This is a genomic window from uncultured Winogradskyella sp. (assembly GCF_963975125.1).
Classification (GTDB): Bacteria; Bacteroidota; Bacteroidia; order Flavobacteriales; family Flavobacteriaceae; genus Winogradskyella.
Genome location: NZ_CAXBGB010000028.1, coordinates 1 through 14,896, shown reverse-complemented (window position 1 = coordinate 14,896; position 14,896 = coordinate 1). Strand labels below are relative to the sequence as shown.

General features: G+C 32.5%; 11 protein-coding genes. All 11 read right to left on the bottom strand.

Annotated features, from left to right (window positions below; genetic code table 11):
• Positions 1-243: 243 nt before the first annotated feature.
• Complete coding sequence (locus AAC053_RS05830) at positions 244-2,031, bottom strand: gliding motility-associated C-terminal domain-containing protein (RefSeq protein WP_339753988.1); 1,788 nt, start codon at positions 2,029-2,031, stop codon at positions 244-246.
• A 38-nt stretch (positions 2,032-2,069) separates the two neighbouring features.
• Entirely contained in the window at positions 2,070-4,484 is a 2,415-nt protein-coding gene (locus AAC053_RS05825; RefSeq protein WP_339753985.1) for a T9SS type B sorting domain-containing protein, read from the bottom strand.
• 47 nt (positions 4,485-4,531) lie between these two features.
• Positions 4,532-7,918, bottom strand: a complete 3,387-nt coding sequence (locus AAC053_RS05820) for a T9SS type B sorting domain-containing protein (protein ID WP_339753983.1) — start codon at positions 7,916-7,918, stop codon at positions 4,532-4,534.
• Between the two features lie 105 nt (positions 7,919-8,023).
• Entirely contained in the window at positions 8,024-8,848 is an 825-nt protein-coding gene (locus AAC053_RS05815; protein WP_339753981.1) for an ABC transporter permease subunit, read from the bottom strand.
• A gap of 36 nt (positions 8,849-8,884) precedes the next feature.
• Positions 8,885-9,802 (bottom strand): ATP-binding cassette domain-containing protein, encoded by a 918-nt coding sequence (locus tag AAC053_RS05810; RefSeq protein WP_339753978.1) that lies wholly within the window; start codon positions 9,800-9,802, stop codon positions 8,885-8,887.
• Positions 9,803-9,962: 160 nt separating this feature from the next.
• The gene (locus AAC053_RS05805) at positions 9,963-10,484 is read right to left on the bottom strand and encodes a hypothetical protein (protein WP_339753975.1); all 522 of its coding nucleotides are present in this window, start codon (positions 10,482-10,484) and stop codon (positions 9,963-9,965) included.
• A 25-nt stretch (positions 10,485-10,509) separates the two neighbouring features.
• Entirely contained in the window at positions 10,510-11,526 is a 1,017-nt protein-coding gene (locus AAC053_RS05800) for a COX15/CtaA family protein (RefSeq protein ID WP_339753973.1), read from the bottom strand.
• 162 nt (positions 11,527-11,688) lie between these two features.
• Complete coding sequence (locus AAC053_RS05795; RefSeq protein WP_339753971.1) at positions 11,689-13,143, bottom strand: HD domain-containing protein; 1,455 nt, start codon at positions 13,141-13,143, stop codon at positions 11,689-11,691.
• A 192-nt stretch (positions 13,144-13,335) separates the two neighbouring features.
• A complete protein-coding gene (locus AAC053_RS05790) occupies positions 13,336-13,650 on the bottom strand; it encodes a GxxExxY protein (RefSeq protein WP_339753968.1) in 315 nt (104 codons plus the stop codon).
• 286 nt (positions 13,651-13,936) lie between these two features.
• Positions 13,937-14,620 (bottom strand): acylneuraminate cytidylyltransferase family protein, encoded by a 684-nt coding sequence (locus tag AAC053_RS05785; protein WP_339753966.1) that lies wholly within the window; start codon positions 14,618-14,620, stop codon positions 13,937-13,939.
• A 1-nt stretch (position 14,621) separates the two neighbouring features.
• Positions 14,622-14,896 (bottom strand): sugar phosphate nucleotidyltransferase (locus tag AAC053_RS05780; protein ID WP_339753963.1); only part of this gene is annotated, 275 nt, incomplete at its 5' end.

Sequence of the window (14,896 nt, the reverse complement as noted above, 5' to 3'; positions counted from 1 at the left end):
AGCATAAAAAAGACCTCAAAAGAGGTCTTTTCCCCAAATTGAATTTTAAGACATCTACATTTTATGTAAATGTTACTTAACCTAAACTCAATATTGTTGTATTAATTGATATAAAATTTTGAGGGAATAGCTTACAAATAAAAGAGGGAATTAACTAAGAAATCATTTTAGTTTCAATAAAATTAAGAGAAGTAAAAGAGAACTACAAAAAAATAAGATGAACGGACTAAAAATTTAACAGTTTTAGTAATTTACATATACCCAACCCATCATAGGTTTATAATTTGGGTCGCTAAGATTGAGAATGTAAAAATATGTACCAACCGGAACGATATTCCCATGATTGTTTAGTCCTCTATTTATTTTTCCAAACCAAGGTTTATCATTATCTCCTTCATAAATGATGTCTCCATAACGGTTATATATTTCTAATGTATGCTCGGTGAATATATTATACAAACCTTGAATATTAAACCAATCGTTATAGCTATCGTCATTTGGTGAGAATCCTTGTGGCACATAAGGTGGACAATTTTCTACAATCAAATTAAATTGAAAAATCTCGTAACAAGGTGGACTTGTTAATTTAACATATATGGTTTCTTGATTTAAAAAATTATTATAAGCACTAGGGATCAATATTTCATTTGATTCAGATTCTAAATCCTCAAGTGAAGTGTAAAATGAAATATCCTCTTCATTATAATTTATATTTTCAAGTGCATCAAACAAATTATATGTTGAAGTTTCAAAACCTTCATTACAACCAATGAGATTGGTAAGAATTGTAATGTCTGGAATTATGAGTAATTCAATATTCTCAAAGGTTATATTATTATCCTCATTGGCTTCTGTGATTGTTCCATTCATGGTTCCATCATCATCTACAATAGCAATAATTGTTAGACTAGGATCTACATTTTCTGGCACAATTACAATAACCAAATTACTTTCACTGGCATCTATTGCAATGTCATTTGTGGTCTGACTTTGACCAATTAATATGCCATCTAAATAAAATGCAATTGGTGTATTTGCAGGTAATATATCTGTACTATTTAAGTTACTTACAGTATAAAGTAATTCAATGTTATTATCTCCGCAATTCACAATACTATCATCTATAGAAATTGTTGCATCTGGTAACTGGCTGTTTAGTACGGTTATGATATTATTTATCATAACAAAGTCTTGTCCAGAAGTTAGTGTAATGGTTGCAGAAGTATCTCCTATACTGATATTGTCTTGAATATTATAAACATCGATATCCATATTATACAAATCCGTAGCGCCTGTAAATGAATTAGTACCATTAAAGGCATTGTTTGCGGGATTTAACGGTAAATTACTAATTACATTTCCGTTTATAGTTAATTGCTCGTTTACTGCTAATGCTCCATCTCCTTCCCAGGCAATAAAACCAATTTTGGCATCTTCATTGTCTAAAACATTTAGATTGTCTAATGTAATGCTTAAAAATGTTGGAACACTTTGCAAACCATCATAGACATTAAGTTGATTTAAAGGTAGGCTAGTATCTTCATAAATAACTGTTATTGCCCAACCACCAAAATTAGTAGCTGTAGAACAAAAAGCCGCAATGGTAGTTGTTAAATCAAAATCTGAAATCGTATAAGTTGTATTTCCTTGAGTTGTTAAAATGTCAGTTATATCGGCAAAGGCAGCAAAAAACACACGCGTAGCATCAGCATCTAAGGCATCACTAAAAGTACGTTCAGCAGTTACAGGTATACCATTTAAAGTAATATCTAAATCTCCACTACCAGAACCTGCCCAATATAAATAGGCAGCTACAACATTTTGATTACTGTTGAGATTTAAATCAGCAGCAGAAGATGTTAGTATATCACAAGCTCCGCCATTACCATTTTCTACGGAATTTAAGGTGTTACCAATCGCTGTATAGTCGTATCGTCCATTAAATTGCTGAAATAAAGAAATGTCTTGTGCAAAAAGAGGAATAGTTACACCAAACAATAGGAAACATAATATGTAGTGTATTCTTTTCAAGACTTTAGGTTGGTAGGACTAAATTAAGCTTTTTAAATTTACCGCTTCAGCGTAATATGACTAGTAAACGTTCTACCATCTTGTAGCTTCACCTTAAACCAATAATCGCTGGTAGGTAGTTTAGCACCATTATAAATGCCATCCCAGCCAGGACCGAGAGGGTCGAGTTTTTTTAAAAGCTTTCCGTAGCGATCAAAAATAAGAATAGACGAATTGGACTGAAACTGATTGTTAATTCCAGAGACTTGCCAAAAATCATTTGTATCATCATCATTTGGTGTAAAAAATTTAGGAAATCCAATGACAGAGACTAAATTTTCTATAGTACCACAATTATTTTTATCACGAACAAAAACCGTATAGAAACCAGGCTGAACATTTTCAAAAATAGTACTGTCTTGGTATGGGCCATTGATATCATCTAAAGCATATTCGTAGTCACCTTCACCAGTAACAAACACAGAAATAGAATTGTTTTGAGATGCATCTACAATTTCAATAGCTGTAACGGTTGCAATATTAGAAGGTAATACAGTTATCGTTCTATCTTTAAAACAGCCATCCGTATTAGAAACTCTAACCGTATAAATTCCTGGTGCATCCACTTCAATTGTGGCAGTATCTTCACCAGTGGACCATACATAACCATAATTACTAGGAGAGTCATTAATAACGCCTCCATCTAAAAGAATCGTTTGTGGGAAGAAATTGAGACAGTAGAATGTTTCAAATTCTATTTCTATATTAGGTAATTCAAAAACGGTGAGATCTATTTCACTAATACCAAAGCACGCATTAGAATTTTCAACCCGAGTATATATCGTTTGATTGTATGGAATGGTGTTAGTGAAAGTTGTACTAAGAGGATTAGTCTCTAACAATGCATCTTCATAGGTTTCAAAATACTGTAAATCTAAACCAGCAGGTGCACCAGCTAAAACAATGGCATTGGTATCAGAGAGATTAAAAGCCATAAAACCATCTTCCGTACCATCAGAATCGCATAATTGCATACTTGCATTGTTAGATGATGTTGTACTAACTTCTAATGAAACTTCACTAAAGTTTATACATCCAGTAACAGTGTTGGTAACTCTAGCATAGATGATTTGTGGGTTAAAGAAGTTGTCGAATGAATTTCCATCGATAGCATCAATTTGATTTTCTGCATTAACTTGGGAGAGGTAATACTCTACAGAAGCACTGGTGTCGTTACCTGTAATATCATCAAAAGCTTCGGTTACATTAAAAGTAGTGAACCCTTCGGGAATACCATCTTCATCACACTGTATAAGGGATACATCATTTGCAACTGGCTTTGCTAGAACAACAATATCAAACGATGTAAAGCCTATACAGCCAGTATCTATATCTTCAATTCTAACAAATATTTCTGTTGGTGTTGGTGCTGTATTTGTATAAATTATTGGAAGAGACATAGTTGACGTTTCTGCATTAGCTTGACTTAAATGATACGAAACATTATAATTTGCTCCAGCGATTCCATTGACTATTTCTAGTGTTTTAATATCAAAATCGAATGTGGTGAATCCATTTTGATCATCACCATCAGTATCATCATCACAAATCTCATAATTAGAAGGGGCATTAAAATTAGTTAGAGCCGTGACATTAATATCAAAACTATTAATAATGAAACAATTTGTCGTTGTGTTTTCAATCCTAATATAAACAGTTTGAGAGCCAGAAGTAGTATTAAAAACAGTACCTAATGAGTTTGTGTTAATATTTGCATCATTTTCTGAAATATGATATGATACTGCTACATCAGATTCACCATTTATGATATCTTGAGTTAAAATTGTAAGATCAATGACTGTAATACTATCATTAAAAGGGGATAGACTATCACAAATATCCATATCTGGTAAACTTGTTGATGAAGGATTAGCTAATAATGGATTAGATGGGTTATCTGGAAACGTAGCAGTACCTGTCCAGTCTATGGAAAACGGGCTATTGCCTACAGGTCTATCTATAACTATAAAATAATTCTCGCCAGCTGAAACATCTAATTGGCTCACAAAGCTATTGCCATCAGTACCAGGTCCTTCAGACGTTTCTGTTTCTGTAGCATTTAGTCCTGTAAGGTTATTTCCTTGATTAGCAGCTGCCGGATTTGTAGTTGAGCAGCGAATCGCTTGTCCTATATTTCCACAAATAACGTCGGGTCCAAAAATAAAAAAATCATAATCTTCATTAATACTAGTACTTTGTGGTGTTAAGGTAAAACCTAAAGTACCCGAAGTAGCAATATTAACTTGAAGCCATATACTGTTGTTTTCTTGGCTGGCGCATGTATTAGAATTAGTTAACTCTTGTGTGCCGATTCCACTTACATCTAAACTGAAACTAGAATTACCACAAACCGTTACAGCATTTTGGCAATCGTTTGGTGCTTGCGCATAACTTGTAAGAGATATGCAAAACATAAGGCACAACAGTATTATATTCTTAGAAAAAAAAATAGGTTTTATGCTCATCGTTTGAGTGTAAAATGACTTGTGAATATTCTACCATCTTGTAGCTTCACCTTAAACCAATAATCGCTGGTAGGTAGTTTAGCACCATTATAAATGCCATCCCAGCCAGGACCGAGAGGGTCGAGTTTTTTTAAAAGCTTTCCGTAGCGATCAAAAATAAGAATAGACGAATTGGACTGAAACTGATTGTTAATTCCAGAGACTTGCCAAAAATCATTTGTATCATCATCATTTGGTGTAAAAAATTTAGGAAATCCAATGACAGAGACTAAATTTTCTATAGTACCACAATTATTTTTATCACGAACAAAAACCGTATAGAAACCAGGCTGAACATTTTCAAAAATAGTACTGTCTTGGTATGGGCCATTGATATCATCTAAAGCATATTCGTAGTCACCTTCACCAGTAACAAACACAGAAATAGAATTGTTTTGAGATGCATCTACAATTTCAATAGCTGTAACGGTTGCAATATTAGAAGGTAATACAGTTATCGTTCTATCTTTAAAACAGCCATCCGTATTAGAAACTCTAACCGTATAAATTCCTGGTGCATCCACTTCAATTGTGGCAGTATCTTCACCAGTGGACCATACATAACCATAATTACTAGGAGAGTCATTAATAACGCCTCCATCTAAAAGAATCGTTTGTGGGAAGAAATTGAGACAGTAGAATGTTTCAAATTCTATTTCTATATTAGGTAATTCAAAAACGGTGAGATCTATTTCACTAATACCAAAGCACGCATTAGAATTTTCAACCCGAGTATATATCGTTTGATTGTATGGAATGGTGTTAGTGAAAGTTGTACTAAGAGGATTAGTCTCTAACAATGCATCTTCATAGGTTTCAAAATACTGTAAATCTAAACCAGCAGGTGCACCAGCTAAAACAATGGCATTGGTATCAGAGAGATTAAAAGCCATAAAACCATCTTCCGTACCATCAGAATCGCATAATTGCATACTTGCATTGTTAGATGATGTTGTACTAACTTCTAATGAAACTTCACTAAAGTTTATACATCCAGTAACAGTGTTGGTAACTCTGGCAATTATGATTTGTGGGTTAAAGTAGTTGTTAAATGCATCAGCATTAATAGAGTTTACCTCGTTTTCTGCATTCGTTTGTGATGTATAGAATTCAACAGTTCTTTCGTTTGTTCCTTCTGTGATATCCTCTATAGTTTGATTTATATTGAACGTTGTAAACCCTTCAGGTATGCCATCTTCGTCACATTGTACAATTGAGATATCATTAGCTATTGGAGCATCATTTATGGTTAATTCAAAACTTCCTGTACTATAACATGTTGTATTATTTGTATTTTCTATTCTAACAAAAATAGTTTCACTAAAGGCAGTTGTATTTGTGTAATTTAATGGCAAAGGTGATGTGTTATCATCAGTATCTTCTTGGGTAAGATGAAACGTAATACTGGTTTCAGTTTCACTTTGTGCTCCTCTAATCGTTGGGATTAAATCGTTGAAATCTAAGTTTGCAATACCATCCATTATATCTCCAACGTTATCACAAAACTCAATATTGTTTAACTGTACAATTTGAGGTGTTTTATTGACTTCGATTTCAAATGAAGTAATATCATAGCAGTTGGTGTTATCATTGTTATCTACACGCACATAAATTGTTTGTGGATTACTGATATTCTGATATGGTAATACAATTTCATTTTCACCATTATTAGCCTCATCGGGAGTTTCAAAATAGCGAACATTATATTGATTGGGATCTTGACTTAGTAATGTTTCTTGATCTTTATTACTAAAAGAGAATATTGTGAATCCGTCATTTACAGCATCATCACAGGCAATAATATTACTTATTGTATTAGCAATAGGTGTTTCGAATACACCAACAACAGCACTTCCTTCTATTGGACAGTCACCATTATTGGGTTCTATATAAACTTCATAAAAACCAGGAGTGTCAATTATTAATTGTGATGTGGCTTCCGTTAATGGAGTATCATTAAAGGTCCAAATATAATCTGCGCCAGTAATATCATCTGCTTGTAATGTAAAGCTTTCATTTGCACATAATCTTAGCTCTGTGGTACTTATGCCATTTCTAATAATATCGGTTTGCGAATTAAAAAGGGATTGAATAAATGGAGGCAAACCAATACGACTTGTGTTTTGATTTAATCCAGTTACATCCAAAAGGACGCCTTGTTCATCATAGTTTACAGCCATGCCATCAGCTTCTGGGTTATTAATGACGCCTAAGAACCTTGCAGCTGTTGGATTGTTATTAAAGCTAAATTGAGCTCTGTAGATACGTCGGTCTATGGCTAATTGTAGCGCTCCTGCACTTATAGTATTTGATGAATGAATTACTTGAATTGAATTAGGAATATCTACACTTTCTAAATCCCATTGTAATACTTGGCTCGCACCATTACCTGATGGTCCAAGTCCGACCGTAGCGTATGCTTTTCGGTTTTCTGCTGAGAACTCAACACCATAAGGACTATTATTATTTTGTGCACTGTATAATTCTAAACTGTTAGATACGATACCAGTATCATTATCAAAATCAAATAAATAGATGCCTCCACCAGCATCACCAGCTGGTACTGTTGATTCTCCGAAATTTGCCGAAATAAGCTTACTTCCATCTGGTGAAGCCTTTAAATATCCTAAAGCATTACGTCTATAACCTTCTATTGGAATATTCGGGCCAACTATAGAAATAACAGGTGTTGAGTTAACTCCATCTTCATCTATTTTAAAGGCATAAAAGCTATTTGCAAAATGTGTTATCACCCAAAACGAAGTGCAATCATCTGCTTTTACAGCCGTTATTTTTTCAGAACATTTAAAATCTACTTCTAATGGATTTGAGGTGTCGTATGTAATTAAAGGGACATTCTTTTCATTAATATCAATAGCTCCTAGACCATTGTCATCTAAAATATTAACAAGCGAATACATTAAACCATCATTAATACCATCATTAGCTGATTCATTAGGGAAATTTGAAGAGTTGTTGTGGTGTGGCTCATCAACGGTAAATATGTAATAAAAGTCTGAGTCTTGAGGTTTTGGTACAATAAGCCCTGAAGATGTACTAGAATCATCACCTTTAAGACCAAAACCATTGAGCATTACTTGATGATTTCTGTTCCAAACTGTACTACCGTCAGAATAGAATAATAAATTACCATCTGCATCAGAGATAGAGGTACAGCCTTCTAATGTACTCAGTTGTCCATCAGTTACTGCTGATACCGAACCTGTTGCTGCATCAAAACGCAGACCAGCATTTTGACCAAAATACCAAAAAGAGGCTTCGTTCTGCCCAAAAATTGAGGCACAAGTAAAGTGTAATAAAAAAACAAAAACTATCTTTTTCATTGTAACTTTTATGTATAGTACATTAGTCAATACGATATAACAACTAGAACTTAGAAAATCCTAATTTTAGTATTGAAAACTACATAGCAATAGCTACCAAAGATATTATAAATCTCTCTTCTTTAATAATCGATACGATAAAAAGATGAAAAGGGCTGTCCAACCTAAAACTATAGCGATTTCATACCAATGCACTGCATAGTCATAAGCTAATTCGCCTTTTTCAGGAAATTTTGTCATTATAATACGTTGAATAGGTTGGTCTATAAGTTTATACATAGATTGAATAGGGAAAAAATTAAAAATTTCACCTGGTAAATCACCATCAATTTTCCACTCCATTAACCCATAAACTATGAGTTCTAAAATCCATGTAATAACTAAAAAGCCTAATGCAAAAGCTGAACGTTTTAACAACATGCCAGAGAATAAACAAAGACTAAAAAAACCTAAAAGCTTTACAAAATAGGCCAATAAAAATTCTACTTCTCTAAACACTATTGAAGCTTCGGTATAGCTCGAATAGTACATGCCTATTAAAAATGTAGCGACACCAATTAAAACCGTAGCACAAAAAGAAAAGAATACTAAAGTATAAAACTTAGATAAGATAAATTCTTTTTTACTAAGCCCATCAATGAGGTTTTGTTTTAAGGTTTTGTTACTATATTCATTGCCAATCATACTTACAACGACGATGGCAAAGAAAAATTTAAAATAAGAAGCAAAGAAGGTCGTAATGTGCCAGATTATTGGAAAATTAAAAATACCAAGTTCACCTAGCTCTAATGTAAAAAAGCCAAAGAAATTAATCTTTATAGAGGATAATACAAGTACAGTAAATGGTAATATAAAGGATACAAAAATTAATATACGGCTCACTTTATTAAGCCAAAGTTTTTGTAATTCTAATTTAACAAGACGTAACATATGTTGGATTGGTTGTGCATAATTCTGAAATAAGAATTATACTGTTTTTTGATTGGTTTCTATAGTGTCAGTTAATTGCAAAAATTGCTCTTCTAAACTCTCTTTTCGTTTTACGAGGTGAGACAATAAAATGCCTTTATCGAACATTAATTTATTAAATTCTGAAGCAGACATAGGTCCGTTTAAAAAGGCTGTGATTAATTCATCTTCAACTTTTACTTTACCAAAATTTGAGTGCGCTTCTAATACGTTTAAAAGTTGTTGATGATTTTCAGCTTTTAATTCAAAGAAACCATCACTATTAATCATCTCATCTACACGACCAGAGTATAATTTTTCTCCTTTACGCAACACCACAACATGAGAACATACTTTTTCAACTTCATCGAGTAGGTGAGAAGCTAAAAGAATGGTTGTGCCTTTGGCTGCAATATCTTTTATGATTTTACGAATTTGATGTATGCCTTGAGGGTCTAGGCCGTTTGTAGGTTCATCTAAAATTAAAATTTCAGGATCGTTGAGTAAAGCTGAAGCTATTGCTAAACGCTGTTTCATACCCAAAGAATAGGTTTTGAATTTATGTTCTTTTCTATCTAGAAGACCAACAACTTCTAATTTTTCTAAAATTTTACTGTGATCAACATCTTTTATTCTGCAGACGAGTTTTAAATTCTGTTCAGCAGTCATATAGGGGTAAAAGTTTGGTCGTTCAATAATGGCACCAACTTGTTTTAACGCATCGTGTGTTGTTGTATTGCCATCGAACCAATGAAAGTCTCCTTTGGTTTTATTGACAACATTCAATACTATACCTAAGGTCGTAGATTTCCCACTTCCATTCGGTCCTAATATACCGTAAACGTTGCCTTTGTTAATAGTGAAACTTAAGTCTTTAACAGCAGTAAGATAGCCGAATTTCTTCGTGAGATTATTGATTGTAAGGATTGGCTCCAAAGTGATTGATTTTTTAAACTAAACAGACACTAAGACAAGCTTAGTGAAATGGTTTAGTAGGATTGGTTATGTAGGTAAGACGATTGACGCCTTTATTTGTTACACTAACATAAAAAAAAGCATCGTAAAGATGCTTTAATTTATTAAGTATTATTTAAAATTAATTCCAATTTTCGTCAAAGTCTAAATCACTATAATCGTCAACATCTACCTCGTCTTCAAACTCATTATAGTCATCATCATCGTCTTCTTCTGCCTCAAATACTTTTTCTGGAGCTTGATCAGGGATTTGACCATGTACAAACATAAGGTTTGGGTAATCTGTACCTTGGGCTTCCTCAACAATTTCACCAAGTTCAACATAGAAAGTCCACATATTCATAAAATCATAGAGATAAATTAACCGCGTTGAAGCTTCGTGAATAATAGTGTTGATGGTCGTCGTACTCATCATTTTTACGTTATTTCCAGCTTCACTCATATCCATCATGGCTATTTCTTCGCCTTGATTCCATTGGTCATCACTGACATAAAAAGATGCCATTTCCATACCATCGAATCCAAATGATTGAGTGATAATATTATGTAAGTCTTCCATAGTGTCACCTTCACGAATCTCTAAATCGCGGAACACATCGTCTTCTGTATCGTTATCTAGGATAACTCTAAATCTGTAAATCATGCGGCAAAGTTAAAATATTTTTTGATTATTTAGTGAAACGGTGTAAGGTAAAAATCATTGCACTGAGTAATATAAATGCTCCTACCTGATGAGATACACCAAGCCAAACAGGAACAGCATAAATTAAAGTTAAAACACCCAATAAAAACTGAATACCAACCATAATTAACAGGCTGTTAATACCTTTAGATTGAAATGATGATAATTTCATCCGTTTAGCTCTATACCAGATTGATAGAGTGAAAATTACTACAATGTAAGCTAATGTTCTATGCACAAACTGTACACCACTTTTACCTTCAATAAAGTTGAGGTATGTAGGGCTTTGTTCCAGATAAACTGTTTCATGTACAAGTTTGCTTTCATTCATAAAAGGCCAATGGTTATGAATCCAACCTGCATCTAAACCAGCAACAAAAGCTCCATAAATAATCTGAATAATTAGAACAACTAATCCTATTCTTATAAAATTTCTAAGCTTCTTAACTACAGTTTTTCTTTCTGGAAACATTAAATCTAAAGCGACCCAAAATGTATAGGCAAATGTTAGGAATGCTGTTGTTAAATGTGCAGCAAGTCTGTAATGACTAACGTCTGGTCTATTTACTAAACCACTTTTTACCATATACCAACCTAAAAATCCTTGAAGACCACCCATCACTAAAAGAATGATAGCTTTTTTTATAGTCGATTTTGAAAGTTGTTTCTGTATTAAAAAGTAAATGAATGGAATAATAAAAACCAAACCTATAAAACGACCAATGACACGATGAATCCATTCCCAAAAATAAATATCTTTGAATTCTTGTAATGTAAATGTGTTGTTTAACTTTTGATATTCAGGATATTGTTTATATAAATCAAAGGCTTCATTCCATTCGATTTCATTCATTGGTGGAATTGTACCAGAAATTAATTTATAATTTGAAATGGATAAACCAGAATGTGTTAGTCTAGTGATACCACCAACTACAACCATTATAAAGATTAAACTACAACCTATAAGGAGCCAATAGATTACGGCTTTATTGTCTTTCTTCATATCTATCTCTAACCCTTTTTTAAGGAAAGGGGATTTTTTTATTTGCCACAAATACACGAATTATCTTCTAGTATTTCTTTATGAACTTTATGTTTTAAAGACAATCATCCATGAATTCGTGGTGCTTTTTTTACCGTTTTGTTTAGCTATAAATACACTAATTTATTTTGATTGTTTTTTACAACCAACTGAAGACTGTAAACTGCTTACTGTTTTAAGTCCTAGTTTTTTTCCTTTCTCCAACATCAATCTAAAAGCTGCATCATGTTCATTCGGGATCTCACCTTCTAAAATTGCTTCTTTTATTGCTTCTTTAATAATTCCGATTTCTCTTGAGGGTTTTAAATTAAAGGTTTTCATAATTTCTTCACCTGTTACTGGAGGCTGAAAATTTCGAACTTGATCGCGTTCTTCAACTTCAACAATTTTATCTCTTACAACTTTAAAGTTGTTATGGTATTTCTTGAATTTCTTTGGGTTCTTAGTCGTGATATCTGCTTCGCAAAGTGTCATTAAATCATCAACATAATCACCAGCGTCAAATACTAAACGACGTACTGCAGCATCAGTAACGTTAGTTGCTAAAACAATAGGGCGAGAACTCATAAACACCATTTTTTGAACAAATTTCATCTTGTCATTCAGTGGCATTTTTAACCTTTTAAATAGCTTGTAAACCATTTTTGAGCCTACAAATTCGTGAGCATGAAATGTCCAACCAATTTTTTTATGGAATTTTTTAGTAGGTGCTTTCCCGATATCGTGCAATAAGGCAGACCAGCGTAGCCATAAATTATCTGTGGTTTTTGATATATTATCTACAACTTCTAAGGTATGGTAAAAATTATCTTTATGACGTTGCCCTTCAATTTCATCAATACCTTTTAGTGCTGTAAGCTCAGGTAAAATATAATTTAACAGCCCTGTTTGTTCTAATAATATAAAACCAATAGAAGGTGTTTTACTTTCAAGAATTTTATTCAATTCTACAACAATACGTTCTTTAGTAATAATCTTAATTCGATTCTTATTATTTGTAATTGCTTTAAGTGAGACTTCTTCAATTTTAAAGTTTAATTGTGTTGCAAAGCGAATTGCTCGCATCATGCGCAAAGGGTCATCGCTATAAGTAATATCAGGATTTAAAGGAGTTCGAATTATACTTTTATCTAAATCCATAATTCCATTGAAAGGATCTAATAGATCGCCAAAATTTTCTTCATTTAAGCTTAGTGCTAAGGCGTTAATTGTAAAGTCACGTCGATTCTGGTCATCTTGAAGTGTTCCATTTTCTACAACAGGATTTCTACTGTCTTCAGTATAACTCTCTTTACGAGCACCTACAAATTCAATTTCAATGTCATCATGGCGAAGCATTGCCGTTCCATAAGTCTTAAAGATTTGAACTTTTGGTTGGTTTGGTAAATTTTTAGAGACTTGTTTTGCCAATTCTATACCGCTACCAACAACTACTACATCAATATCTTTTGCGATGCCACGTTCTAACAAATAATCGCGCACAAAACCTCCAATTACATAGCAATCTACTTTTAGTTCTTGTGCAGAATGGGATATAATCTTAAATATTTTATGCTTTATGGCTTGTTTATGGTTCATGATTTTTTGCTGCGAATACTTATTTTATTTATCCACAAATACGCGAATGGTTTCTCTGTTTTATCTGTTAGCTTTAATGCTAATTATTCTTGTATTCGATATGTTTTTTTATGTTTGAAGCTTAGATTTTATTTATAATACAATTCTTTTATGGTCTAAAAAGTCTTTATGAAAATTCACCAAAAGGGCTAATTAACATTCAGAAACTTTCAAATAATTGATACATTGGGCTAAATGTTTGTTATTTAATACTTCAACAGTTTTTAATTCGAGGATAATTTTATCAAAGACTACAAAATCTGCGTAAAACTTATGTCTCAAAACGATGTCTTTATAGTTTATAGCATAAGACTTCTCTCTTTCAAAAGGGATATCTCTAGATCTAAATTCATATTCTAAAGCATCTTTGTAAACTATTCCCACAAATCCGCTTCCTAAATTATTATAAACGTCGAATAAAGCACCAATAATGGCATAGTTTTCATCTTTATATATATTATTCGCCATAATAGTCTGTTTTAGGCATTATAAAACGCTAATATTTTTTGCCAAGAATACACTAATTTTTTTGATTCGCTGAGTATTAATTGTTGCAGTTAATATACTTTATTAATTGCTTTTTATCTAAAATCAAGAATACATTATCATAAATAATTTTCTCCATAATCATTCGTGTATTCGTTGCTTAAAAATTAAAATATAGAAAACAAATACTTAATTTTTTTTGCTGTGCAAAGATACAATACATAGCTAATCTTTTAAAATGTATATGATGCTTTTTGAAACGTAAAAGCTAATTTGAATTTTTTAGATGAAACTCAGCAATTTTCCAATCGAGAGGTGTATCAATATCAATTGAAGTTTCTTCGGACATCTTATACTTTTTCACTTTACTGAAAGCCTTCATTTTTTGTTTTCTCAAGGAAGTTGTGTTAATTACATAGATGGCACCATTAAATTCCCAAACCTGAGGACAATCTTGTCGTCTTGTAAAATTTCCTTTTTTAGAAGGAGCTAAAAACCCATTAACTTCTTCATATAAATTATAGTAAGGATTTGCTGATGCTAGTTTAGCAGAAACTACCATGTCTATAGAATCATCATACATTAAAATACAATCCTTCACTTGCTCTAAAGTTCTAAAAGGAGATGTAGGTTGTAACAGTATAACCGCATCGTATATTTTATTATTTAAAGCTTGGTAAGTATCTAAAGCATGTAAAATCACATCTTGAGAATTGGCTGTGTCAGTGGCTAATTCGTTGGGTCTTTTAAAAGGGACATCTAAGCCAAGAGTTTTTGCAATAGCAATGAATTCCTCGCTGTCAGTTGTAAAGCAAATATCTTTTTTATCTGCAATTTCTTTAGCAATATCAATACTATATTGAATTAAAGGCTTTCCGTTTAAAAGTTTTATATTCTTTTTATGAATTCCTTTACTTCCTCCACGTGCTGTAATTACGACTAAAAATTCCATACTACAGTTTTATGTGTTTAATATCTTCTTGTGCTTTTTCAAAATCTTCGTGTTTTCCAATATCTAACCAATAAGTGAGAATAGGGTAGTTGATGATTTTTTTACCTTTTTTTAATAATACGTCTATTAAATCCGTTGCATTAAAAAATTCGTTTTCTGGTACAAAATCGAGACATTCTTTTTTGAAAATGTAAATACCAGCATTTGAGTAATAGGTGTACGAAGGTTTCTCTTTAATATTAGTAACATAACCTGCTTTTGTTTCTACAACACCAT